Here is a 24,578-nt window from a genome sequence, read left to right on the forward strand (position 1 = left end):
TTGAGAGCTTTCACGTTTAGATAAAAATAAGATAAAACGGAAGGATAAAATCAGACCAGTTAATATAGATAGACAGAAAACTTAGATATAAGGTAAAATAAAATAAATATAATGTGAAAAGGGAAAAGAGCTTACTTTCCTTACTTTATCTCTTCCTCCGTTTATATGTGTAAAATTAACTTTAGGAATTTAATTTCGATTCCATATATCATATGGTATATTCCCTTAATTATACTGAAGGTCTCATAGATAGATGGGTCTCCAATGTAAGAATACTTCTCAGAGATGTGAGAATAGTATCCGCTAATGTTAACCGTGCTGTTCTGTATTCCCTGGGCATAGAAGTTTTCAGTGAAACCTCTATCGTTTTGAACGAAGGTTAGGTTCAAGGTTTTTGATGTTACTGCATTATTTGACGTTAAAGACACTAGCACGCTTCCACCATATTTATTTATTACCTCAATTATTCCCGAGAATCCACCAAGACTGTTCACATTCTCGTGAAGGGTACAATAACCTGAGTCGTTGTTGAAGGTGTATCTCTCTTGGAAGGTTGGGGACAACGTCAATGATCCGTTTTGAACGTAAGATAAATTGTATGGGATCTTAGAGGTTGGAGTCAACGGAATAGCTACAGCATCGGAGTACATAGATAAAGGATAATTGCCCTCTACTTTTAGAGTATAGTTGTAAATTCCCTCATCCTTTACACTCTCCTGGAACTCCTCATCTAAGTATACGTACTGATATACAGAATTGAAAGTTTGTCTGGCAGTGAACTTCCCTTCTTGCTGCGTTGACGCGATCTCTTTCCCATGATTGAATATCAACACTGAGCTATAATTTATCAGGAAGTGTCCGCCCTCAAGGTAATAGCATGAACTTGGCGTATATCCAGAGATGAATATAGGCGATGAATCTATGAAGTCTCCAGTGTAGCTGATTAATTTTCCTCCAATCATTGGATTACTTTGGTTTACCCACAACATTAGCACTCCAGAGAGGTCCCAGTCATAAGCTGTAGAGCCAGTAAGCTGAAGGGCCGTCTTCAAGTTAGTAACTTTAAACGTAATATTTGCGTTATGAGAAATAGTCAACATTGGAGTCAAGTCTATAAAGTAAGGAGAGTGATAAGACAAAGTATCTGCTGAAGTAACTGGCTTCCAATAGAATAAGTCAATTCCTCCAGTGTAAATTGTCTCAAACGGATTGACATCTCCAGCCAGGTATCCATTATAATAAACTAAGATCTGCCTAGTTGCTGGTTCGTTGGCGTACCAAAACTCGTCTAAGCCTCCTCCTTCCTCATACAGTAAAAGCTGAGCTTTGTAAGTTCCCATAGGTATAGACACGTTGGACGAAACTGAGTCCTTAATGGGGTTCAATACTACATAGGAGTAATTGTACCCTGAATCGTTGATAAACAACGGTATGAATTCATTGGGAAGTTGATAGGGAACACTTCCTGGATACAGCAAGAGGGACACGTTCATTTCGTATAGCCCGGTTATGTTAACCTTTGCGTCGTAGAAGTTCTCTATTACTAGGTCGAAGGTAACGTTTCCTTTCAATAGGTTCTCGAAAGGAGTTACAATAGCCTCAGCAGTTGAGTTATGGATCTCCTGAGTGGATCCCCAGAATATCGGAACTCCATCAGCGAATATGTAAACTTGTCTGTCATATTGGGTTCCGTTAAATTCTCTAATGCTCACGTTCAATATCTCCATGGAATAGTTTCCTTGTGGTATGTTAACTGTTCTAGCTATGGGAGAGAGTCCGGTATCGTTAAAGAGTACGTTAGTTCCTATGTTAATTACCTCGGGTTTTCCGGTAATGTTAGCGTGGTAAGCCTCAAAGGAGTAGAAATATGGATCTTGGTTGAAGTAGGAGGAAGGCGAGGTTATGTTGAAGTACCTAGGAGCAACTAACAAGTTCTGGTGGGCCGTAACGTTAAATGCTGAGCTTCCTATGGCAGGCATTAAAGTTAGAACTGATATAATAAAAATTGAAACTATAAATAATGATCTCCCTTTCATTTTCTCACCCGCCTGGACATTAACAAGGAACTCAAACCTAGAATTACGCCTATTATGGCTATTATATATGCTATATCAAGATAAGTGGACAAGGAGATTATGGAACTCTTAGCTTGAGAAAGTGCGTGGGTCAATCCAGCCTCTTCGACTTGAGGATATGAATTGTAAACGTTAAAAGACAGCGTATAAGGCAATCCGTCGAATACCTTCAACTGATAACTGTAAAGCCCTCCTGGCAAGTTGCTGAAAGGTATCTGTAGGGTTAAACCAGAGGAAGATCTCTGTACCGTAAAGTGGGTTACATTCTCTCCGTTCACCGTAAGCTGAACTACTTTGAGGTTTTCTCCGCTTACCTTGACTGTTATCGTGGTAGAGTTGGTAGTCACGTTAATGGGCGAAATGGATGTAACTGTAGGAGTCGGCAAGGTAGATATTGATGTAATATTATATGACGACACGCCTATCTCGTTCACAGTAGAGTTTGAAATGTTGAACGCGTAGTGTACATTATGTAGATCTACGTTAACTAGAGTCAAGTTGGAGTTCCTAAGGAGAAATGCGGTATAGCTATTTCCTACGTTGCTTCCCTCTATTGTTACGTTTGAGTCAATAGCCTCTACGCATCTAACCTGAGACGAAGATATAACTAAGGTTCCGTGATTTACCACGATCTTATTTAGTACTGAACTACTTACCTTAGCTGAGGTGTTATCTATAGATAGAGAAGGAGAGTATATTGATGTAAATTCTTCTGGAGACGTCACGTTACCCTTCATGAAGGTGTAGGGCATCACGAAGGTGGAGGAGTTGATCACTAGATTATTACCTAGAGCTGATGTCCCTGATATTTCCACTATCGCAGGTCCCGAGGCAGAATATAGTCCCTCCCTAGAATATATTGAGGGAACTTGGATTTTTGCCTCCCATTCGTGGATAGTTGAATTGTATTGCATTGGAACACCATAGTTAAATTCCTGAATGATTGAATCGTATATCGATTGCTCTGGTATGAGTGTAGCTACGAATTCTCCATCCGTTATGGGTGTTCCATTGGCATAGGTTATGTCTGCGTAAACTGTCACGTTCTGTCCTTGGTATACTTCACTTGCTACTTTAGCTTGTCCCTCTCCTTGATTTGAACCGACGTAGAACCCAGTGGTGAAGTTCTGAAGACACATCCCCACAGAGGTGTTTATCTCCGAGGATACAATGAGCTTATAGAACCCTTGCGTGAAATTGCTTGGCAGGGTTATGTTAGCCTCGTCGTAACTTAACAAGTTATACCGGAAGAATTGGGTAACAGCTGGGGCTGGAACCATTTCCTTTGAATATACAAGCTTACCTTGCATGTTGTAAATGTAAACAGTGCTATTACCAGTGAAGAAACCTAAGCCTAATTTATCATAAGAGGTCGCTAATACAGTGAAGTTCTCCCCTGGATTAATGGACCCGGCTCCGTCATTAACTGGCATTAAAACTAACCCGTATATGAAACCTCCCACAACTTCCCATGAGTAAACGTTAAATTCACTGCTGTTAGTTATCACAATGTAAACTCCTTCTGGATTTGGCGGAATTACCTCTCCTTCGCCTTGATATAATCCTGGCGTACTTGTTGGTAATAACGTGACATTAAAGACGTCCTTCCCGTTCTGAATGAAATGAGAAGTTGAAGAATTTACCTTAACAGGAGATCCATTTGGTTGATATATGCACACTTGATAAGTGAAAGGAGAGCTTATACCTATATTAGCTTCCGGCGTTAGCACGTTAATTCCATCTCCTACGTCAACGTCAGTGAAGGCTACTCCTTTCACGCCATCTATCGTTCCGTTTACCATTAAGCTCCATACGTTTGGCGGATCTCCCTTACTTACGTGTATTTCTCCAACCCAATAGGAACCGTTAAAGTGAAGCGGTATACTCATTAGAAACCCCTGCGTAGTATAGACGTACGCACTGAATGTGCCGGATGTAATTATTGAGGAGTTTGGTAAGGATATTGAAGCCACAACTGTGAAATTAGTGGAATATTGATACCAAGGATATTTAGTACCGCTTTGAAACGTTGAAATGGATATCTTAAGTGAAGGCTGGTTCACAAGTTGCTTCATGATTACCTCAAGCTCTCCTACGTTTGGAGACCCTATCCCTGTTACCAAGTTATAGGACGAATTGGCTTCATATTCTCCGTTGAAACCAATCGTAACTGGGTGAAACGCCATTTCGTATTGAGTCTTGTTATTATATATCTCGTAAAGATAAGGGTTGAACAGTCCTATCGGGTGTCCAACATAGGATATTACGTCAGCTGCGAAACCTCCCCAGAGCTGTGCAGCTAAACTTGTTCCTCCTATAACTGTATTTTCTCCAGTTACTACGATCTCCATTCCAGTGTAAGGGTTGGCGTCTGCTGATACATCAGGAGTAGTCCTAACTTTTGAATGGATAACTGGAATTTGATACCAAGGAGCGGGAAAAAGCGTACTATAACCTCCGTCTGAGGATATTGTGCTAACTGATGGTTGTTCGTACTGAGGTTCTACACTCCACGCAGTTTCATATCCATACGTTGCGTTAGAACCGGGCATTCCAAGTTCCCCAGAGGTTATGTTAACGAACAGTGAGGTACCTCCTACAGATGTTACGAAAGGCGAAGTAGACGGGAATGATACTCCGCCGTAATAGGTTGGAGTACCCCCATAAGCTCCCTCATCTCCAGATGCCGCAAAGAAGGAAATTCCCTCCGAGGCTCCCAGTGCAAAGTAATAATCTACCCATGGATAATTAATTTGAGGTTGTCCTTGATAGTAATAATAAAATCCAGTTGCTGTAATTAAGTTTTCAGGTAATCCGAAGCTCATATCGACCACTTGTCCCAGATCTTCGCTCACTATGTAGTCTATTGCTTGATAAAGAGCTGGACCGGCATTTGATGCAACAACTAAATCTATCTTAGCGTAAGGTGCTATGGAGTGCACTGCCTCAACGTCAAGTGCAACTTCCTCGTACCAACCGGTCAAGAGTCCCAACAAAGGATGATAAGGACCAACAGGAGTTATGGTTAGGTTAACGGGTGGAAGGTTGAACATCCTATCGAACGCAGCAACGTCCTGCCTTATCTCTGGGTCTCCATACGCATCTAGTATAACCACTGTTACATTTTTACCTTCAGGACCGGTGACATTATAGGCTCCCTGTAGTTCTTGAGGAGTATACATTACTGCGGAAAACTGGGTTCCTGGTATCTGAGATGGAGACAAAACTCCTCCTGTTTGAGGTATACTGATGTATTGAGGGGAGAAGTCAGTAAAGTTAGTGAGACTTACGAGAGTTCCCCTAAGTTGTTTAGGTATGACTGGCATGGTTGATGGTTTATAATATTCTTCACCATTGTAATAATATGTAAATAGACTCGTTTCGAACGCTTGATTAATCAGATATGTCCTTCCAATGGCAGTAACTGAGAAGGGTGAGGAGAAGGTAACGTTAAATCCCTCCTTCTTTAAAAAAGAAACTACCTCCTTCTCCTTCTCCACGTTTCCGAACATCGATATTTCTTGAGATTTAGAAAGAGGATGGATTTGTCCGTTGTGTACTTCCTGTGCAATAAAATATAGCAAATTCATATTCTTTGGTGGTATCATAATGAAGATACATACTTCTTGATTTGATGGAAGTGGTTTCATCGTCGTTCCTTGTAACGTGGGCCCTATGTAGCCGGTTTGAGGTATCGAATATGCTATTCCTATTTGCCCTAGGCTTAGAATGAATAGGGAACCTATGAGAATCCCTAGATATTTATACATAGAAATTACCATACGCTTAAAATATTTAAGTATTTTGAGGAGAGCAAATCTATACTATTTATTTTATTAAAAGGAACTACTTAATAGTTATAACCTCATTTATAAAATTTTGTATAACTTTAGATATTTTAAGATAAATTATTTATTAAAAAGATAACCTTATGATGTGTATTCTGTTAGCAGAATGAAAATCGAAATATAAGTTTGGACACAAATAATTAAAAATGAAAATTTTTAAAAAATAAAATGATTATAAAAATCATTAATTTTAAATACAAAATTATAAAAGAGAAGTAAAAAAGAAAATAAAAATGAAGAGAGAATACATACATCTAACATGTAACTTACATCTCTTTAATTTCTTAAATCTCTAAATAAGATTTTAATATTACTATAGTATCAATATTATTTTCTATAAGTTATACTTTCTTAGACCTCTCCTCAATTGGCTTAAAAGCTCTTCTATCAGGACCGACGTATGCAGCTCTAGGTCTTATCAGTCTATGTTGTTCCTCCACGTACTCTATAAAGTGGGAGGTCCATCCTAACATCCTCGCAAGAGCGAATAATGGGGTGAACATATAAACTGGAAAGCCGATAGAATAAAATACTATTCCTGAATAGAAATCAGTATTAGGATATAATTTCCTTTCATGCAGCTCCCTCAGGCCTACCTCCTCCAGCTTCGAAGCTATCACGTAATACTCCCTAGCCTTGGGATTCTTGGAGGAGAGAGAGTCAGCTAACTCCTTAAATATTCTAGCCCTAGGATCGTAGGTCTTGTAGACCCTATGCCCGAATCCCATGATCCTCTTCTTTTCCTTCATGGTTTCTGAGAACCATTCCTCCACCTTGTCTGGGGAACCAATTTCCTGAAATTGCTTGAACGCACCTTCAGCTGCGCCTCCATGCAATGGACCCTTAAGTGCTGATAAAGCTGAAACTATACATGAATACATGTCTGAAAGTGTGGATGCAGTAACTAGACCTGCTGTGGTAGAAGCTGGAACTTCATGATCTGTATAGAGGATTAGGCTTGCATTCATAGCCCTTATCTCGTCCGCCCTAGGTTCCCTATCAAAGGTTGATCTTAGAAAACTCTTTGCGTAACTCTCCGACGGCTCTGGAGTCCTCGGCTTAAGACCTTCCTTTGACCTCATAATGTTGCAAGTAATTGTAGAAGCCTTTGCGATAATCTTTAGAGCAGTTTCCTTGTCGGTGTTTCTATCCCACTTAGGATCATAGATAGAAGCCATAGCACCGAAAGCGGTCTCCATCATACCCAGCGGATCACATGACCTTCCCAAGGAAAATAGAACGTTAATGACGCTCTCAGGAACCTCGTACGATTCGTTTATAATTCCCTTAACTTTCTCAAGTTCCTCCTTGTTAGGTAATTCTCCATAAAGCATTAGGTAAATTAATTCTTCATAAGACGCTTTCACGAGATCTTGTATGTCGTATCCACGATAACGTAGAATTCCTTTCTCTCCGTCAATGAAGGTAAGCGATGTAGTCTTGATAATTACATCCTCAAGACCTCTGCTTACCTGCATTAATCACCCCCCACCCATTCGTCGTCTGGCTTCGATGAGATTGCAGATAGTAAGTGTTTCTCGTTAATTATGTCCCTAATTGAAATAACCCCAACCGGTTTACCTTCCTTGTTTGTAACTATTAAGTGTCTAATATTATGTTCATGCATTAACTCCGCCGCCTTACCGATTGGATCGTCCTCGCCTACTGTGATCAGGTTGCCCATTGTGCATATCTTCTCCACGGCAGTATTTAGTGAATCTCCTCTTGCAACGGACATGAGAAGATCCCTTTCAGTAAATATACCTACAGGTTTTCCATCATCGTCTACAACTAGTGCTGATCCAATTCCTTGAGATGCCATCAACTTAACCGTGTCTAAAACGGTCATCTTTCTGGTAACGGTAACTACGGGTTTCGCGATTAATTTTTTAATTTTCTCTTGCATCATAACTATAATTTTCTGAAAACTAAACTATAAACCTTTCGCCATGGAACTATCTAGGTCTTCATAGAAGTCATAGTTTATTACGTCGTATTGCTCCCTTCTAGTCATCATCTTACCCATGAGGCTTCTTTGAGATCCATCTTTGGCGATAGCGTTGTATGCTTCCTCCATAGCCTTTGCAGCTACCCTGAACGCCGTAACGGGGAAGATAACGACGTTGTAACCCATAGACTTGAATTCCTCTGCAGTGATTAGGGGTGTCTTCCCGAACTCAGTCATGTTAGCCATTAACTTAACATCGCTTCCAATTTCTTTCCTGAATTGTAAGAACTCTTCCTTGCTCTCTAAAGCTTCCGGAAAAATGACGTCTGCCCCAGCATCAACATAGGCCTTTCCCCTTTCTATTGCGTCGCGTAATCCCATTACTCCCCTTGAGTCTATTCTTGCTATTATCATTAATTCTTTCCTTGCCATCAGGGCGGCCTTTATCTTGGCTATCATTTCCTTAGTTGATATCACTTCCTTACCTTGGAGATGACCGCATTTTTTAGGCATCACCTGATCCTCTATATGAATAGCCGTGGCTCCAGCCTTCTCAAGTACTTTCACAGCTCTATACACGTTCAAAGCCTCGCCGAAGCCCGTGTCAGCATCTACTATGATCGGCAAGTTAACTACGTCAGTTATTCTCCTCAACATCCACGTTATTTCGTCCAAAGTTATTACGCCCAAATCAGGAAGCCCAAGGGAAGAGGTTAGACCTCCGCCTGACAAGTAAATAGCCTTGAAATTTGCCCTCTTCGCCAGAAGAGCTGAAAACGGATTAAACACCCCTGGAGCTATCACAAAGTTATCTTGAAAGTTCCATAACAATTTCTTTCACCTTCACATCCTCAATATGGCTCAACATGTTGATAACGCTTTCCGGAAGCCCCAGCCTTATCGCCTTCATCTCTACGTCGTGCCACGTCATGGGATTTCCTGGGTAACCTTTAGGAACATCCACATATGATGAGTCATTTATACGTGAGACTACGTTTATCCTCACCGGTAGTTTCCTTGGATACATAGACGTGAACTCAGGAACCTCCTTAACCTTAACCTTCCCCATGACGTCTCTTACTCCTTGATCTAGAATGTGAGAATAACTGTCCAGCCAAAAGTTCTTTTCGAGAATTGAGTATGACACAATAAAGGGTAGACTGTGATCTGCAGTCTCCCTGTTGGTTGGGTTCCACTTCTCTTTATCTGCTAATATGGATATAGCAGCATCATAGGTTTCAACCAAAACCTCCTTTATTTCTCCCTCAGTATTGACCTTGAGGGAAGCCTCCACAGCTGCTTGGGCATGATACTCAACTGGAAACTCCTTTAATGCCACATTGATAACCTCCCTGTCTGGTCTAAATTCCTCCAATTTCATGTCGTTAGCAACGACGCTTACGAAACCGTATTTACCGTAGAAAGGTAGTGGTGGACCTTCGATTCCAGATTCAGCTAGCAATGTGGCGAAAAGGGAGTTCCTTACAGCTTCTGCCGCTGCCCCTGCCTTCCAATGGGTAAGCGTTCCGGATCTGCTTTCCCTGAGTGCCACATGAGGAACTACTGTCAAGGATATTGCGTTTCTTAGTTTCTCATGACTTAAAGATAACATGGAAGCCAAAGCTACTGTTGAACCTATACCTAGAAAGTTCACATGATCGAACCCCTTCCTTCTTAACGAGGTAGTTCTACACAACGCTACGCTCACGTCATATCCCAATCCCATTGCCCTTAGAAGGTCCTCTCCTGTTAAGTCTCTGGCATATCCGAGAGCCAAAAGACCTCCTATCATATCACTTGGATGGAGGGGTTCGAGGCCAAGGAAAGTATCGTTAAAATCTAGATATCTGATGAGAAAGGTATTAACGAAGGCAGCTGAGTCCAGGGAGTTTTTCCCTTCCAATGAGGGAACTTCTCCATCAATTCCCCTTATCTTTGGAGCCTTGTTTCTAGCAGCGAATCCTGTTGCCATGGCATCTAACAAATGTAGTTTTAGTGCATCCTCGTCCTTGAGAGAATAGGACTCATAATGCTGTACTATCATATCTAATAAGGGATCATTCATTTCTTTTTTACCATTATAAAATTAATACGCAAAACTTAAAAAAGTAAACTACAATAATATATATGTGACTCAAAATGACTACGATAGGATTCATAGGAACTGGAAAGATAGGACAAACGATCGCATTCAACGTTTTGATGGGAGGGTATACGGACGAGGCAATACTTTACGATATAATCCCCGACCTCCCCCAGAAGTTCGAGCATGAGCTTAGGCACGCACTTGCCTCCAGAAGGCTTAGGACAGAAGTTATGGGAACCAACTCCTTAGAAGACGTGTCATCCTGTGATGTAATAGTCATTACTGCGGGAAAGCCTAGAAAGCCCGGAATGGACAGGAGAAATTTATTCGTGGAAAATGCCAAAATAATAGCGGGACTGGCTAGAGAACTTCCAAAGAGGAACGACGCAATTTACATTATGGTAAGCAATCCGGTTGATATGATGGCTTCAATATTTATGAAACTATCTGGAAAATACACTATAAGCACCGGAGATCAAGTCGAAACTATGAGATTGAGGTCTTACATAGCTAAGGTATTGAAAGTACCAGTAAATTACGTTGGTGGTTATGTAGGAGGAGAACACGGAGACGACGCGGTGGTTTTGTGGAGCACGGTGTCTATTAAGGACGAGCCAGTGAGAGACAAGGTTAACAAGGAGGAAGTAGAAAAATATGTGAAGGATATCCCAGGGGATATAATAAAGGTAATGGGAGGAACAACTTGGGGACCTGGCACCATTATAGAGGAGATAGTCAGAAGTATTGTACTTAATGAGAATAAGGTTATGTCAATAGCTTTCCCCCATTACTTCGAAGATGAGATAGTTCACATAAGCGAACCCGTCGTAGTTGGAAGCAAGATTGGTCCATCATTGGAGTCTCTCCTGGACGAGAAGGATAGATGGCACTTAATATCTGCTACTAAGGACTTCTATACCTTTTACAAAGAAAGCTTAGGAAAATTACAGATCGTGGTGTAAGGGAAAAGACGAGAAATTTTCAGGCTTTTATCTAAATTTTTTCCTTTTTTAATTTCTTCCTATCTTTATAATTTCCCTTTTCCTTTCTTCCGTTTCAATAGCTTTAGATTTAATTGGAAGTGCGAAGTCACCAATATAAAGGAAAAAACCAAGAGAAGATACTAAACTGTTGTGTTTTTAGTTCAAAAGCTAATTGAAGAGGAAGGCTCAGAGCTAAACGATAGCGTTAAAGTGGCTCGAAGATGAAGGTTACAAAACAGTTAAGGGTAAAAACAGAGGACATGTATTATTTAAAGAGTTGAGAGGAAAGAGATGATCAACTATGGAGAGACATAATGAAATATTAGATGAGATTTATAATTCTATGGGAATACCACAGAACATAGTTGCAACAGCATCAACAGTAACTGGAGTACCAATAACACCTGAGTTGGTTGCAGAATTAACTTTCCTATCCCTCTTCTATATAATGTGCAGAAATATGAAAAATATTGACTTAGATTCAATAAAGGAAGACGATTTGAACAAGGAGATAGCCGACGTAGTTTTGGAGAACGAAAAACTAGAGAAGAAGTTGAATTTCCTTTACGCAAAGAGGGAACTAATAAAGGATGAACTACAGAGGATCAGGGGAATTACAAAGGATAAATATGCAACGGAGTTAAGGAATATTGAAAACGAGATCAAGATAATGGAAGGGAAATATGAGGAAAACTTAGATAAAATAGACTTCATGAACGACTTGAGACTCCTAATTTCTCACAAGAAATACCTAAAGGAGAAAGGAATATGGAGCAAATTCGAGGAACTTAGTAAGAAGGCTCAAAAGACTATGGAAAAATTAGATCTGTCCGTTTTAAAGCACGAAAAAGTCAGGGAGTTCCTATCTTCTGTAGACGTTGAGGTTGACCTGATCACAAAGTAAAATAAATAAAGCATATCGTTTTTGTGCAAACTTAAGACTCTGGCAAGTCTAACTCGACTTATATGAAAATCTAATTCAATTAAATAAGATTAAGAAGAAAATTTTGCGTTTATTTAAAAAAAGAAATTATATAAATGTACATCTATATATAAATAAACATAGAAATAATATAAATAGCATACTTTTATTTTCTACAATCCTTTCTACAATTTACGTTTTCATTTTACCATATCTATTCTATATATATATGTTTTAGCGCCTTAAAGTGAAGACGCGGAAATTTATTTTCCAGATCTATTGTATCAAATCATGGATAAAGATCTATACGAGTTCCTAACTATAGATACAACCTCAGCTAAGGGTAAGGGAGTAGAGGGAGCTAAATACCTAGTGGATTACATGAAAGATCATAACATAGAAGCTGAGCTGATACAACATAAGGCAATTAATCCTTACATAGTAGGTGAAATTAATGTAGGAGCCAACATGACCTTGTTAGTTTACAATCACTATGACGTTCAACCGGTTGAACCGCTTAATAAGTGGAATACTGACCCGTTCAAACCCACAGAAAAAGACGGTAAAATCTACGCCCGTGGAGTTGCTGATGATAAGGGCAGCCTAATGGCTAGATTACAAACTATAATTGAAATGGCTAAGGAGAAGGAGCTCAAGGTTAATGTGAAGTTCCTCTTTGAAGGCGTTGAAGAAATAGGCAGTCCTTACATGGAGGAATTCCTGAAGGATTATAAGGATAGACTAAAATCAGACTTCGTCCTGTGGGAGGGGTCTGGTAGAGGACCTGACGGTGCACCAGAGATAGTGTTGGGGGTTAAGGGACTACTTTACGTAGAGATAACTTCAAACACCGAGAAAGACCTACATTCAATGTACGCTCCGATTACCAGAAACCCGGCTTGGGAACTTGTCAAGTTCCTAAACAGCTTGAAGGAAGGGAATAAGGTTAAACTTCCAGGATTTTATGATAATGTGAAGTGGTTAAACGATGACGAGATTAAGCTCATGAGAGGAGATAAAAAAGGAATGGAAGAAGCTTTAGCTCAAGAAGTGCCTTCAGACTTTATGAGAAAGTTGGTGGAAGAACCGACATGCAATATAGCCGGAATCCAAAGCGGTTATACAGGAGAAGGATCAAAGACCGTTATACCGTCTTCTGCCTTCGTTAAGATTGACTTTAGGCTAGTTCCCAATCAAGATCCTGAAGTCGTATTGGACTCCCTGAAGAAGATTCTTCCTAACGGATTTCAGTTAAAAGTGTGGGGAAAGGTCAAACCCTACAGAACTTCCATAAAGAGCCGAATAGCCAAAGCTTTAATTGAGTCTGCCAGGGAAACTTATGGTCAAGACCCTAACGTTATACCAAATAGCCCTGGAACCGGTCCCATGGAGTACTTCGCAAGAATACTTAATAACAATGAGATTGCAGACGGAGTCGGAGTAGACAACGTGGGTTCAAACATTCATTCCTTTAACGAAAGCATAATCGAAGAAGACTATCGTATAGCTAAGAAATGGATGAGATTATTACTACAGAAGTTATCTTAGCTTTAATAATAGATAAACTACCCCGCCCTTACTGACGGGGTCTCTGGCGAAAAAAATGAAACAAACTTGAAATACAACTATTAAGAACAATATTTTGATCTAATTACTCATATACAGTACGATAAGAGATTTAAACGTAAACTTCCCGCCTTAGATATGAATCTGCATACGCATATAACGTTTGCCTTAGCAATATCACTTGTATTATTTCATGGCAACCTTGAATTAGCTATACTAGTAGGAATAGGTGCAGCCTTACCAGACTTAGATAGGGAATATGTTTTTACGAGTAGGGCTATATTTTCTAGGTTTCAATTACATCGAGCTTTATTTCATAATCTGTTTTTTGCTGGAATAATTTTATTTTTTAATCAATATCTAGGACTTGGTGTATTACTTCATATGGCTCTAGACCTTTTAACATCTCCTACTGATAGGGGTATAGAATTATTATTTCCTTTTGGAAGATTTATAAAAAATTTTAAAATAGATTATGAAGGAAATATAAAACGATCTAAAAGTTTCATGTGGCTATTAGAAGATCCTATTGTACTAATTAATAGAACGTCTGATATTGGATTAAGGGAGTCCAAGGGAATGCCATGGCTTAGAGTATACGGACCATTTAAGAACAGTAGACTAGCCGATTGGACTATTTTCTATACTAGTTTCATTTTTATTCAATTATTTGAAGCTAATAATTTGATTGGATGGTGGGAAGACTTCATTAAAATACTTTTTCTAAAATACACTTTTATTACTATAGGAATAATTTTGTTCTATGGAGTTGGAGAAGTATGGAGAAAAAGACTACAATTTATTAGGCTAACTAATTTCGCTAAGGCCATAATTGCAGGAACCATGACTTTAGGTGTAGCTTTATTAATATTTCAGGGACTGGAATTATATGATCCGTTTCATTTGAATAGTTATTTTTTGATTAAAGCTACTGCGTTAGCTTTCCTTTCCTTTATTTTAGGGATACTGATAGCAGCAATACATTTAAGGTTAAAATTTAAAGAAATAGTAATGTAATTTTTTCAATATCCTACGTATGGTATTCCTCTTCCGTAACCCATAGTTATGGCAAATAACGCTAGAATTATGCCTGCCAAAAGAACTCCCATAATAACGTAATCTGACTCGGTGAACTTTATGTCGTTAAGATAAGTTCTATCCTTGTATGCCCTAAACGCTCTAGTGTCAGCAGATATTTGAGTGTACTTGGCTCCTCTAAGCAGGTATATCATGGTAGGTACCATAGCGTAGAATGCTCCAATTAAGGTATATATAGGCATAGTAAACTTAGAAGAGTTGTATCCTCTCCCCTTTATGAACTGCATTTTAACCGATGTATCCATGGCCTCAAATATCCTTGGTAGACTTCTCATTGCGATGACTAGAGAGAAGATTACTTCTATAGGTATTTTTACCTTGCTCAAAGCCCTCACTATTTGTGAAGGAGTTGAGGTCATCACTAGAATCAGCGAATAAATGAATATTGGCGTAGTCCTCATCGAAACCTGAAACGCGTACTCCATTGCTTGTAGAGTCATGAAGTGGACGTAACCCATAACTGCGAAATATGAAGGCCAAACCCAGATTACAACTGGATTGTAATTACCAAAGGCTAAATGAAGTATGTCTGGAGGAGTAAATCCAGCAAGTCCCCAAGATGTTCCTATAATAGAAGAGAATGCTAGATAGAGCCCAAGGAGAAACTTTCTTTTTCCGTTGTTTAATGTAAGGTATAACCCTAAGCCTATAACCGTCAAAATAGCTCCTACCCACCAGATGGTTATTGAGGCTATGATCATGACAACTAATCCCAATGTTAACTTAGTGACTGGATTTAGTCTATACAGAAAAGAATCTCCCTTCTCATATCTAGTTATGGCGAGAAAGCCTTTTATTCCTATCAAGCCTATCAAGGCATAAATTGGAAACGTAATACCGAAGAGATAAAAGAACCAACTAAGTATGTTATCAGTAATCGGATTGCTATAGAGAATAGACAGGAGATGATAGGTTATCAAGGTCTGCACCTTAAAAGATAATCTGATGGAGGATCTAGGCCATAATCTGCCGACTTAAGGAAAACTTCCTCAGGCGTTCCCTCCAGAACCATCCTACCCTTATAAAGTAAACCTATCCTATCTGAATAACGATATGCAAATCTTGCGTCATGGGTAACAATCATGAACGAGTATCCTTTTCTTCTCATCTCCATTATCTCCTTCCCTAGAAGTTCTTTGTGGAAGAAGTCTTGACCAGAGGTAGGCTCATCCATTAATATTATCTTAGCTCCAGACGCTACAGAAGAAGCCATCGCTACTCTCCTCCTCTGTCCCATACTGAGAGTTAAAGGATCCTTGTTTGCATATTTTGTCAAATTGAAAGCCTCCATTATTTCCTTTGCCCTTGAGTTCCAGTCCTTAACCTTTTTCACTTTCAAGGGAAAGGCTATTTCCTTGAAAACTGTACTCGTAATTAGGGATAGGTCGAACTCCTGAGGTAAATAAGCTATTTTCAATCCCCTCTTTGGTAAGGGTGTCCTGCTTAGATCTTCTCCATCAACTACAACCTTTGACTCTACCTTAACGTCTTTATCTAGGAAACCTACGATCGATTTTAGAAAAGTAGACTTTCCAGCACCGTTCATTCCCATCAAGGAATACACTTCTCCTTTCCTCAACTTCACTGATGCATTTACAAGTTCCCTTCCCTCCTTTGATGCGACATTTGCCCAAGCTTCCATCACCAACTCTCCTGAAACTGGATCCCTCTCATATGGACCAACGTGGTTTCCAGTCTCGATCAGTCTCTTCTTTACTTCGAATACGTCAGTTGACCTTATACCCATTTTCTTAGCATATACGAAATGTTCTGGTATATCAATTCCGTTATTCAACATTTCATCCACATGATCTAAAAGCTCGTCTTTTCTAACGTCAAATTTGATCTTGCCCTTTTCTATCATGATTACTCTGTCTACGAACTTTAACACTCTCTCAACCTTGTGTTCTACAATGATGATAGTCTTCTTGCCTCTCATCTCCTCGATCATACTAAAAATTCTATTTGTTCCTTCTGGATCTATATTGGAGGTTGGCTCGTCGAATATTAGGATCTTAGGTCTCATAGCTAGTATACTAGCTATTACGGTTCTCTGTAGTTCACCTCCAGAAAGGTTGTAAATTACCTCATTTCTAAGGGAAGATATTCCAGTTATTTCTAGGGATTCATTAATTCTTTCTCTTATTTCCTCTGGAGGTAATTTTAGGTTCTCGGGACCAAATGCTACTTCCTCCTCTACTGTGTAATTTATTGTCTGCGCCTCAGGGTCTTGAAGAACCGTTCCAACAATAGATGAGAGTTTATGCATAGGAGTGGACTTAAGTTCCATTCCCATAATCCTTACTTCTCCCTTTAGCTCACCGTTAGTCATGTGGGGTATTACCCCGTTCAAACAACTTATGAAAGTTGATTTTCCTTCTCCTGATTTTCCAGTTATAAGTATGCTTTCCCCTTCGTCTATTGAGAACTCGTCCACCTCAATTGCAGGCCGTTGTGAATTCAAATAAGTAAAAGAAAGATCTTTGACTTCTATTACTTTCATTTCAGTCACCAATTAACCTAAAACCTTAGCCACCCTTCTAGCAACTATACCAGCTAAGAAAACCGTTATTACGTTCCAAGGTATGTAACTTACGAACTTGAATATCAGAGCTGACCAAGTGACTACACCTCCGTACAAGAAAGGATTAAAAAATCCATCGTAAAATATTGGGTCTGCTGTAGAAACTAGGATTCCTATTACTATAGCTTGTACTATTACTAGAGGAACCCAAGAGAGGTCCTTTTGTTCTTCCTCCTCTGATATGGTGACTGTGGAAAATCTAGCTGCTGCTGGGAAGAATCCTGCCAAGAGTGTCTTAGAAGCACTCATCTTCTTCATTCCTATTCCAAATAGGTGATTTCCTGAAAGGAACGTAACAAGGTCTATGAAGAAACCGTAAGTAAATGCCTCATATATTAGATAAATTGGCTCGCCTCCAAACCCGTAGTGAAATATATCCCCTAGAATATCGAACAATGCTAACATTGCTGCAGCAGCCCCCGGCTTTCTGATTATGGCGGCGAATATAGAGACCATGAAAAGACGCAAACCAAAGGAGATATCTAGTCCTGGAATCTTAGGTATAGCCCTAGAAAATATTGGACCTACATAAAATTCCAAAACTACAGAGAGAGCTCCGCCTATTCCTATATACACTAAATCTAAGGTACTGAATTTCATTTTTTTAGTTGCTAACGCTGCAACGTAAACTCCCCCTACAACTATGAAATAAAGAACAGCCATCCATATAGGTATTTCTCCAGGTGCATTTACGTCTCCTTCTATTCCGTTAAAGCCAGACATGGTTATCCTTAAACTAAATTCAATAATAAACGTTATCTATATTTCTTATATAAACTATATAATCATTAAGAAATGTATTTAGATTTCATAGAAAGATAAGAGAGAAAAAATCTAGAGTTTATTAAAAACTTTTAAGCCCCTTATTTTATGTTAAAAAATCGTCATTTTGAAGAGCTTTTCATGCTGAAATAGATGAAATTATCACTAGAATAGTAATATAAATAGTAATAAGATAATCCAGAATTATAATTACTTGACTTTTTTTAAGATATAAAAGAACATAACATAGTCTCTATAACGTTAAGGGACAACTAAGGTTATCTACACGACGAATGAAAAGAGGGGAAAATCACTTGAGGGCTTCTTTGATGAGATCGTCCACGTTAGTTTCATTTACATTAATTATAGAACCCAGAAACTGTTTCAAATCCTTTCGTTTTAGCTCTATTGACTGTATTATATCATCCTCTGTATAAACTAGAAAGGGAAAAGTTTCAAGGAAAAATAGTACGCCGTCCTTTGAATATCGATGCTTGACTTCGCTGTATTGAATTATATCTTGATCTACCATGGCAAAGTAAAAAGAAAAGTCGTCTTTGAACGTATTATTCAACCGAACAACAGACACTTTCAAGGATAAAAAAGATTCTTTCTAGACTAAATTCACAAGTTTAAATCTAAGTCGTTAACATTTATACTATTCTAGTAGAATTTAATTGATATAATTTATAAAAAACAAATTTAGTCTTAGTATCTAAGGTTTCACCATAACCTTCTCTTCTCTCCTCTTTTCCTTTGTCCTTCCTCCCAGCACTGAGAATATGGAAGCAGCCAATATAATTATAGCTGAAACTAGAAAGGCTACATGTAAGCCTGAAACGAATACGTTATCTACTTTTCCGTTTAATACATTAGTCCCTAGAAATATTTCGAATGCAACATATCTAGGTATGGACAGAGTCGCAACCGTTATGCTTAAGACGTAACTTAGGGTTGTGCCAATACTTCCTAGCGTTCTAGATACGCCTGAAACTGAACCATAATATTGCTTCGGCGCACTGAACATAATAGCTGTAGCGTTTGAAGGCCAAAACATTGAAGAGCCTATCCCAGTTATAGCCGTTGTCAACAAAATAAAGAACAAAGGTGAACTGGGCGTCAGAAAGAAGTAATACACCATTAAGGAAGCGAAAATGAAAATTAAACCTACTCCAGCTACCTTCCCTGGATTTCCCCTATCAGCTATTTTTCCCATGAAGGGAGACAATATGCTCGCTAGTAAGTAACCCGGAGTTAAGAATAGGGAAGAATCCAACGGTGTAAGCCCTCTAACTCCCTGAAGATACATTATAAGCAGAAATGTAATTGAAAGTCCGCCTATTCCTTGCAGAAAGCTTGCCATAAGCGAAAAGGACAGTAACTTCTCTCTGAATAGATTAACGTTTATGATGGGACTCTTAACCCTCATTTCGTTTAACACGAAGAAGGGAAGTATCAATAATCCAGCAAATATTGAGATAGTCTCGTATAAGTTCACTCCGTTACTGGCAATGAGTATAGACCCAACGGAAATCAAAGTCAAGGAAATCCCAAGCAATACCGTCCCTGGAATATCTAGAGAAGTCTTAACCTTGTTCAAATCCTTCAAATTCCTTATTCCCAGTACTACTGCAACAATTCCTATTGGAACGTTTATGAAGAAAATATATTGCCAACCTACCAAGGTAGTTAGTACTCCACCGAGGACTATGCCAAGTAACGCTCCAACATTCCACCCTACGGTAGTTATGCCGTAAGCTTTTCCCCTCTCATTAGGAGGGAAGTTGTCTGCTATTATTGCATAGCTATTTGCGGTCAGAAACGCACCTCCAACCGCCTGAATCAGCCTAAACAATATTAACTCATAAACTTCATTCGAGAGACCGCACATAAGAGAGGCTAAAGTGAAAATGACGAAGCCAGCATTATATACTCTCGATCTTCCCAAGATATCGCCTATCCTTCCCGCTTGAGTAGACAGAACAGAAAGCACTAACAAATAGCTAAGTAAAACCCAGATAGTATGATATAGATCAGTATGGAGAGATATTGTCAATGACGGTAACGCTAACAGCACTATTGTAGTATCTACAGCTGCCATAAGGGTTCCTATTGAGACTATAGCTAGCGTGATTGTCCTGTTCATGATAATTTCATTTAGGAGCCGAACTTTTAAGTTTATGTAATAGAATATTTTGAACGATTGAGCAAATCTTATAATGATGTTAATCAAGATCAAGTAGAGAATTTTTCTTACGTCTTCTGCTATCTATATTAGAAAGGTTATAAAATAAAATCCTTAATTCGTCTATTATACCGTTATCCCCAAAGGAGATAGTTAAGATATATCTCGTTAACGAAGGATCTATAAAATCTTAACTTACCGAAACCTAGGCTAGCTCCCCTTTCCTCGTTTATTCTAAAGTTCACGATTTCCATATCATTTCTCATCTTCATTGAAAGGTAAACGTCTTCATAACCGTTTATGAAGGTCTCGTCGAAAACTTTACCGTTTATCGCCCTTCTATTCAAAACCATGAAGCTTCCTCCGTTAACGAATGAATCTTTCACCTCTCCAGCAAAGTTCCTCATTAATCCTATCATTGAGTCTATTATAGTAAGAGTTGTAACTCCCAGCTTTGCACCGTATTTCGTCTGAAGGTAACTATAAACTTCTGCAGGAGGTATTTTCATAAACTTTCCAATGAAGTTCATTCCCTTCAGGAAGTAGGGTTTCAGCTTAATCAAAGAAACCTTATAGGAGTGGTATCTAGAAGGTTTGGCTAGAACCATTCCCTTGCTTGACGTTGAAAGTTCGTCTTTCAACTTCTTTAAGTTGTCTACGCCGTGAACGTCATCGTTAGAGATCACGACCCAACGAGGTGAACTTTCCAACGCAATAGACAACCCCTTGTTAACGCTCCTAGCGTAATTAAAGAAATTCCCTTTACTTTCAACCATTACAATCTTAGCTCCTGAGAATATTCTCATCGATTCCTTGGCGCGTTGATTTTCAACGTCAGCCGTAGGTATCACCACAGCTATATCATCGTTACCCGTTTGCAACACTTTCATTTGTGCGGTTTCCCTTTTTCTCATCCACTCTATTATAGAATTCCTATCTAGAGAATATATTTTCTCCACAACTGAAGGGTCTTTGCTTGAAAACATGTCCTCAATCATGCGGAATTCCAAACCTTTACACCTTTTCTATAAAATACAGTATAGAAATTCATCATTGAAAAGGAGTATATTGCATCCTCAATTGGAATTGCGAATATTCTAACCCCTAGAATTGAATGAGGACCATAAACAACCACCGGCAATGACGTCAGGAAATAGTCAAAGATCAAAAAAGGAATATATGTTAATCCAAGGAATATCCAATAGTTCCTGGATCTGAACATTTCAGGATCGAGGAACTCAACAAGCAGAATTGACGATGATAAATAAATCAATACTATGAAGGTATATGAGTACTCCGTCAAAAATACATCTATTGCGAGAAGAAACAAGGCTATTAATATCATCAATTCTCTTGTAATCCAATTCACTTCCCTGTCACTTATCTTAGTTCTTACAAAATCGTATATTAAGAGGGTAGCAAACGGCGTAACAATGAAGAAAAATACCTCCTCTATGGGAAGATCAACAATTCGAATACCTAAGATCCACTTAGGATTGAAACTCCAAGAGTCCTTAAGAGTAGCTAAGAAGTCCCATATTACGTAAAGAGGGGCAACTATCCCTATAGAGAATGCTAATGACTTATAATATCTTCTGACCTTGAAAAGGATTGATATTAGCAAGGTAGGGAAAAATATCATTGAATCAATTTCGACGTAGGCTAAATGCGGTAGAAAGATATTAAATTCCAAATAGGTACACCCAAGAAATTATATAAACCTCGAGCTAGCACTCTTCTCCTTTTAGGTTTTACCTTCATTCTATTGACCACACAAGGATCGGCCATTATCCTCCTTGCGGTCCACTTGTACATATCGCCAGCAGTTTTTACTGCAATCAAATATCTACTAGGTATCATATGATATCCCCTTTCGGCTTCCTTTTGAAAGAAGAAATACCTTTTGAGGTTAAATCTCATGAATTCCTTGAAAGCTTCGTTGCACTCTAGCAGACTTGAAACCTTGAATTCCTTCATTTCGTTAACAGGCAAATATTGTCTTCCCATTTCCATGTCCTCTTTCACGTCTCTAATGAAGTTTAGATATTGCATTGCTCTACCTAACATTCTAGCGTGGTATGTAGCTTCATCCCTTAAGTTAAGTACTTTCATCATCATAAGACCCACTACCTCTGCAGATCCCCACATGTAGCCTAAGGTCTCGTCTATTGTATAGTATACTTTCTTCTTTAAGTCACTCTCCATAGAGTTTAAGAATGCCTCAACCCATTCCTCTTTAATTCCTCTTCTCCTCATCATCTCAACGAAATTTGATAATACTACGTCTCCACTAGAACCGTTATCAAGTTCCTTATAATATAATTCTCTGAGTGAGTAAAATTCTTTAACCTTTTGCGGAACGGAGTCAACTAGATCATCAAAAACCCTAACGAAAGCATAAAGTTTCGTCACATCTCTCCTAATCTCTCGAGGGAAAAGAAACGTGCTGTTATAGTAAGTTATGCTGCCCTTCTTGAAAATGCTGTTAAGCTGATCCTTCATAACTAAGAGTTTATTAAACATCCAGCAAAAGTAATTGTGTAAAAAATTTTCTTAACACTTGTTTTAAAGGGAAATTAAAATTCAACTAATAGAACCTTTTATGTCGTCTTTCTCCTTTTATCCTATGTTAGAAACGTTAGAGCTCACTGCAATCGGAATCCTCTCCTTCTTCGGAATGGAATTCTTAGCCAGATTTCTTCATAAGTATGTAATGCACGGAGCTCTTTGGTTCCTACACGAGGATCATCATAGAAAGAAACAAGCTGAACTTGAAAAGAACGATGCATTTGGAATAATTTTCGCGGGCATTGCAATACTCTTGATTGTTGAGTGGTTAAGAACTGGAAATCCGCTTCCTTTTGCAGTAGCTGTAGGAATGACAGCTTACGGTGCTGCTTATGCTTTTGTGCACGATATGATAATACACGACAGACATTTACATTTACGTTCTTGGGGTTTAAGACACCAACCCTTTAGGGAGTTAATACTTGTTCACGACGTACATCATCGTGATGGGAGAGGAAATTGGGGTTTCCTTCTGGTAATAAGAGGAATAGATAAGATACCGGAGGAAGCGAGGCAAAAGGCATGAAAGTAGTAATAGTAGGAGCTGGAATAGGGGGACTTTCAACTGCACTTTATTTAAGAAAGAAGGGAGAGGAAGTAACTATAATAGAAAAGTTGGATCAGCCAGGTGGAAGGGCTAGAAGCTTCTCACATGAGGAATTCTCATTTGACATGGGACCATCATGGTACTTGATGGCTGAAGTCTTCGAAAAATTCTTCCATGAGGTAGGAGAAGAACCTCCTCAAATAATGAAAGTTAACCCTTTATTTTCCTTATATACGGGGAAGTTAAACATTCTAGAGAGAAGCGAGGAATTTAATCATGACCTTTCTCAGTTTAAGGACTTTGAAAGCTACTTGGAAGACACTCAATTCATGTATTCTCTGGCTATGGAGAAATTCCTATTTAAAGAGATGAAATTTTCGGATTTCCTCGATCCAGCAATAATAAGCAACTTAAAGAGGTTTCCAATATTTACCAGCTTAGATTCATTTAACAGGAGATATTTCTCCGACGATTTTCTATTGAAGGCTTTAGGTTTCTCCTCAGTTTTTCTTGGCGGTTCTCCTTTCAACACCCCAGCAGTTTATGCAATGGTAAATTATGCAATATACGGAAAGGGAGTTTACTACCCCAAAGGAGGATTTGCAGGATACGTAACTAAACTATTTGAAGCTTGTAAGAAGTCTGGAGTTCAATTCAAGTTCAATCATGAGGTAGATAAGATAGACGTAGATAACGATAAGGTCATTTCTGTTAGATCAGGTGAAGACGTGGAAAGAGGAGACGTGTTCATATTTAACATGGATTATCATTACGCTGATACTCTGCTCCCTATGGAATACACAATGAGGGGAGAATCCTACTGGGAGAGAAGAAAACTTTCTCCATCTGCAGTCTTAGCTTATGTTGGAGTTGAAGGAGAAGTTAATGCTCCACATCACGGAATCTTCATCAACGGAAATTGGAAATTACACTTTGATTCAATTTCTAAGGGAAATGAACCTGACCCTGAAAATATGTCTTACTACGTAAGTTATAGGAAAGCTACTGACAGCTCTTTGAAGGGAAAGGACTTGGTATTTCTTATACCAGTTTCTCCTGGACTTTTACTTCCAAATTATCAAGATTATGTCAGGAAAGTAATTGATGATTTCAAAGCAAAGACTAGAAGTAGCTTCCATATAAAATACGAAAAGGTATATAGAGCCGTGAACTTCGAAGAGGATTATAACGCATATAAGGGGTCTGCCTTCGGATTATCTCATACTTTAGATCAGACAGGTCCGTTTAGACTTCCTATGAAAAACAGAAAACTATCTAATTTGTTCTATGTTGGTCAATACACCCAGCCTGGAATAGGAGTTCCTATGGTAACTATATCTGCCATGATCCTAGGAGATAAAATATTAAACTGGTCTAAAAAATAGAAAATTTAAATATAAATTTAT

General features: G+C 38.8%; 20 protein-coding genes. 6 read left to right on the forward strand and 14 right to left on the reverse strand.

Going from position 1 to position 24,578, the window contains the following annotated elements; all coding sequences use genetic code 11:
• Nucleotides 1-161: 161 nt before the first annotated feature.
• From RQ359_RS10055 to RQ359_RS10080, 6 genes are all read right to left on the reverse strand, one after another.
• The gene (locus tag RQ359_RS10055) at nt 162-2,036 is read right to left on the reverse strand and encodes a peptide-N4-asparagine amidase (RefSeq protein WP_054838906.1); all 1,875 of its coding nucleotides are present in this window, start codon (nt 2,034-2,036) and stop codon (nt 162-164) included.
• The gene (locus RQ359_RS10060) at nt 2,033-5,845 is read right to left on the reverse strand and encodes a S53 family peptidase (RefSeq protein WP_054838905.1); all 3,813 of its coding nucleotides are present in this window, start codon (nt 5,843-5,845) and stop codon (nt 2,033-2,035) included. The genes RQ359_RS10055 and RQ359_RS10060 overlap by 4 nt, the downstream gene beginning before the upstream one ends.
• Before the next feature lie 419 nt (nt 5,846-6,264).
• Nucleotides 6,265-7,401, reverse strand: coding sequence for a citrate synthase (gltA, locus tag RQ359_RS10065; RefSeq protein ID WP_054838904.1), 1,137 nt, complete (start codon nt 7,399-7,401; stop codon nt 6,265-6,267).
• The gene (locus RQ359_RS10070; RefSeq protein WP_054838903.1) at nt 7,401-7,832 is read right to left on the reverse strand and encodes a CBS domain-containing protein; all 432 of its coding nucleotides are present in this window, start codon (nt 7,830-7,832) and stop codon (nt 7,401-7,403) included. The genes gltA and RQ359_RS10070 overlap by 1 nt, the downstream gene beginning before the upstream one ends.
• A gap of 24 nt (nt 7,833-7,856) precedes the next feature.
• A complete protein-coding gene (prpB, locus tag RQ359_RS10075) occupies nt 7,857-8,702 on the reverse strand; it encodes a methylisocitrate lyase (RefSeq protein ID WP_054838902.1) in 846 nt (281 codons plus the stop codon).
• Nucleotides 8,680-9,936, reverse strand: a complete 1,257-nt coding sequence (locus RQ359_RS10080; protein ID WP_054838901.1) for an MmgE/PrpD family protein — start codon at nt 9,934-9,936, stop codon at nt 8,680-8,682. Before RQ359_RS10080 ends, prpB begins: the two co-directional genes overlap by 23 nt.
• 74 nt (nt 9,937-10,010) lie before the next feature.
• On the opposite strand from RQ359_RS10080, the gene RQ359_RS10085 reads away from it, so the two are divergent.
• From RQ359_RS10085 to RQ359_RS10100, 4 genes are all read left to right on the forward strand, one after another.
• The gene (locus RQ359_RS10085) at nt 10,011-10,919 is read left to right on the forward strand and encodes a lactate/malate dehydrogenase family protein (RefSeq protein ID WP_054838900.1); all 909 of its coding nucleotides are present in this window, start codon (nt 10,011-10,013) and stop codon (nt 10,917-10,919) included.
• A gap of 322 nt (nt 10,920-11,241) precedes the next feature.
• Nucleotides 11,242-11,844 carry a hypothetical protein gene (locus tag RQ359_RS10090; RefSeq protein WP_156016576.1) on the forward strand — a complete coding sequence of 201 codons (603 nt, stop codon included), beginning with the start codon at nt 11,242-11,244 and terminating at the stop codon, nt 11,842-11,844.
• Nucleotides 11,845-12,153: 309 nt separating this feature from the next.
• Nucleotides 12,154-13,410 carry a M20/M25/M40 family metallo-hydrolase gene (locus tag RQ359_RS10095; protein WP_156016574.1) on the forward strand — a complete coding sequence of 419 codons (1,257 nt, stop codon included), beginning with the start codon at nt 12,154-12,156 and terminating at the stop codon, nt 13,408-13,410.
• A 156-nt stretch (nt 13,411-13,566) separates the two neighbouring features.
• A complete protein-coding gene (locus RQ359_RS10100; RefSeq protein WP_457921195.1) occupies nt 13,567-14,445 on the forward strand; it encodes a metal-dependent hydrolase in 879 nt (292 codons plus the stop codon).
• Between the two features lie 5 nt (nt 14,446-14,450).
• On the opposite strand, the gene RQ359_RS10105 is transcribed toward RQ359_RS10100, so the two are convergent.
• From RQ359_RS10105 to RQ359_RS10140, 8 genes are all read right to left on the reverse strand, one after another.
• Nucleotides 14,451-15,446, reverse strand: coding sequence for an energy-coupling factor transporter transmembrane component T family protein (locus tag RQ359_RS10105; protein ID WP_240900058.1), 996 nt, complete (start codon nt 15,444-15,446; stop codon nt 14,451-14,453).
• Nucleotides 15,443-17,029, reverse strand: a complete 1,587-nt coding sequence (locus RQ359_RS10110; protein WP_156016570.1) for an ABC transporter ATP-binding protein — start codon at nt 17,027-17,029, stop codon at nt 15,443-15,445. Before RQ359_RS10110 ends, RQ359_RS10105 begins: the two co-directional genes overlap by 4 nt.
• Nucleotides 17,030-17,041: 12 nt before the next feature.
• Entirely contained in the window at nt 17,042-17,833 is a 792-nt protein-coding gene (locus RQ359_RS10115) for a hypothetical protein (protein WP_156016568.1), read from the reverse strand.
• A 349-nt stretch (nt 17,834-18,182) separates the two neighbouring features.
• Nucleotides 18,183-18,446 (reverse strand): hypothetical protein, encoded by a 264-nt coding sequence (locus tag RQ359_RS10120; protein WP_054839024.1) that lies wholly within the window; start codon nt 18,444-18,446, stop codon nt 18,183-18,185.
• Between the two features lie 141 nt (nt 18,447-18,587).
• Nucleotides 18,588-20,018, reverse strand: coding sequence for an MFS transporter (locus tag RQ359_RS10125; RefSeq protein WP_156016566.1), 1,431 nt, complete (start codon nt 20,016-20,018; stop codon nt 18,588-18,590).
• A gap of 173 nt (nt 20,019-20,191) precedes the next feature.
• Nucleotides 20,192-21,067 (reverse strand): hypothetical protein, encoded by an 876-nt coding sequence (locus RQ359_RS10130; RefSeq protein ID WP_083477015.1) that lies wholly within the window; start codon nt 21,065-21,067, stop codon nt 20,192-20,194.
• Nucleotides 21,052-21,750 carry a lycopene cyclase domain-containing protein gene (locus RQ359_RS10135; protein WP_156016564.1) on the reverse strand — a complete coding sequence of 233 codons (699 nt, stop codon included), beginning with the start codon at nt 21,748-21,750 and terminating at the stop codon, nt 21,052-21,054. Before RQ359_RS10135 ends, RQ359_RS10130 begins: the two co-directional genes overlap by 16 nt.
• Nucleotides 21,720-22,559 (reverse strand): phytoene/squalene synthase family protein, encoded by an 840-nt coding sequence (locus RQ359_RS10140; protein WP_156016562.1) that lies wholly within the window; start codon nt 22,557-22,559, stop codon nt 21,720-21,722. The genes RQ359_RS10135 and RQ359_RS10140 overlap by 31 nt, the downstream gene beginning before the upstream one ends.
• Nucleotides 22,560-22,683: 124 nt before the next feature.
• Here RQ359_RS10140 and RQ359_RS10145 point away from each other — a divergent pair, with 124 nt between their 5' ends.
• Complete coding sequence (locus tag RQ359_RS10145; protein ID WP_240900056.1) at nt 22,684-23,151, forward strand: sterol desaturase family protein; 468 nt, start codon at nt 22,684-22,686, stop codon at nt 23,149-23,151.
• A complete protein-coding gene (locus tag RQ359_RS10150) occupies nt 23,148-24,557 on the forward strand; it encodes a phytoene desaturase family protein (protein ID WP_156016558.1) in 1,410 nt (469 codons plus the stop codon). The genes RQ359_RS10145 and RQ359_RS10150 overlap by 4 nt, the downstream gene beginning before the upstream one ends.
• Nucleotides 24,558-24,578: the final 21 nt, after the last annotated feature.

The sequence above is a fragment of the Sulfuracidifex metallicus DSM 6482 = JCM 9184 genome (assembly GCA_032834875.1).
Taxonomy (GTDB): Archaea; Thermoproteota; Thermoprotei_A; order Sulfolobales; family Sulfolobaceae; genus Sulfuracidifex; species Sulfuracidifex metallicus.

Excerpts from the sequence above, each read along its gene's own strand:
- RQ359_RS10150 (WP_156016558.1), top strand. The coding sequence starts at position 23,148 with ATGAAAGTAGTAATAGTAGGAGCTGGAATAGGGGGACTTTCAACTGCA.
- RQ359_RS10145 (WP_240900056.1), top strand. The coding sequence starts at position 22,684 with ATGTTAGAAACGTTAGAGCTCACTGCAATCGGAATCCTCTCCTTCTTC.
- RQ359_RS10115 (WP_156016568.1), bottom strand. The coding sequence starts at position 17,833 with ATGTCTGGCTTTAACGGAATAGAAGGAGACGTAAATGCACCTGGAGAA.
- RQ359_RS10070 (WP_054838903.1), bottom strand. The coding sequence starts at position 7,832 with ATGATGCAAGAGAAAATTAAAAAATTAATCGCGAAACCCGTAGTTACC.
- RQ359_RS10140 (WP_156016562.1), bottom strand. The coding sequence starts at position 22,559 with ATGAAGGATCAGCTTAACAGCATTTTCAAGAAGGGCAGCATAACTTAC.
- RQ359_RS10100 (WP_457921195.1), top strand. The coding sequence starts at position 13,567 with ATGAATCTGCATACGCATATAACGTTTGCCTTAGCAATATCACTTGTA.
- RQ359_RS10090 (WP_156016576.1), top strand. The coding sequence starts at position 11,242 with ATGGAGAGACATAATGAAATATTAGATGAGATTTATAATTCTATGGGA.
- RQ359_RS10125 (WP_156016566.1), bottom strand. The coding sequence starts at position 20,018 with ATGAACAGGACAATCACGCTAGCTATAGTCTCAATAGGAACCCTTATG.
- RQ359_RS10055 (WP_054838906.1), bottom strand. The coding sequence starts at position 2,036 with ATGAAAGGGAGATCATTATTTATAGTTTCAATTTTTATTATATCAGTT.
- RQ359_RS10095 (WP_156016574.1), top strand. The coding sequence starts at position 12,154 with ATGGATAAAGATCTATACGAGTTCCTAACTATAGATACAACCTCAGCT.
- RQ359_RS10085 (WP_054838900.1), top strand. The coding sequence starts at position 10,011 with ATGACTACGATAGGATTCATAGGAACTGGAAAGATAGGACAAACGATC.
- gltA (WP_054838904.1), bottom strand. The coding sequence starts at position 7,401 with ATGCAGGTAAGCAGAGGTCTTGAGGATGTAATTATCAAGACTACATCG.
- RQ359_RS10110 (WP_156016570.1), bottom strand. The coding sequence starts at position 17,029 with ATGAAAGTAATAGAAGTCAAAGATCTTTCTTTTACTTATTTGAATTCA.
- RQ359_RS10060 (WP_054838905.1), bottom strand. The coding sequence starts at position 5,845 with ATGTATAAATATCTAGGGATTCTCATAGGTTCCCTATTCATTCTAAGC.
- RQ359_RS10080 (WP_054838901.1), bottom strand. The coding sequence starts at position 9,936 with ATGAATGATCCCTTATTAGATATGATAGTACAGCATTATGAGTCCTAT.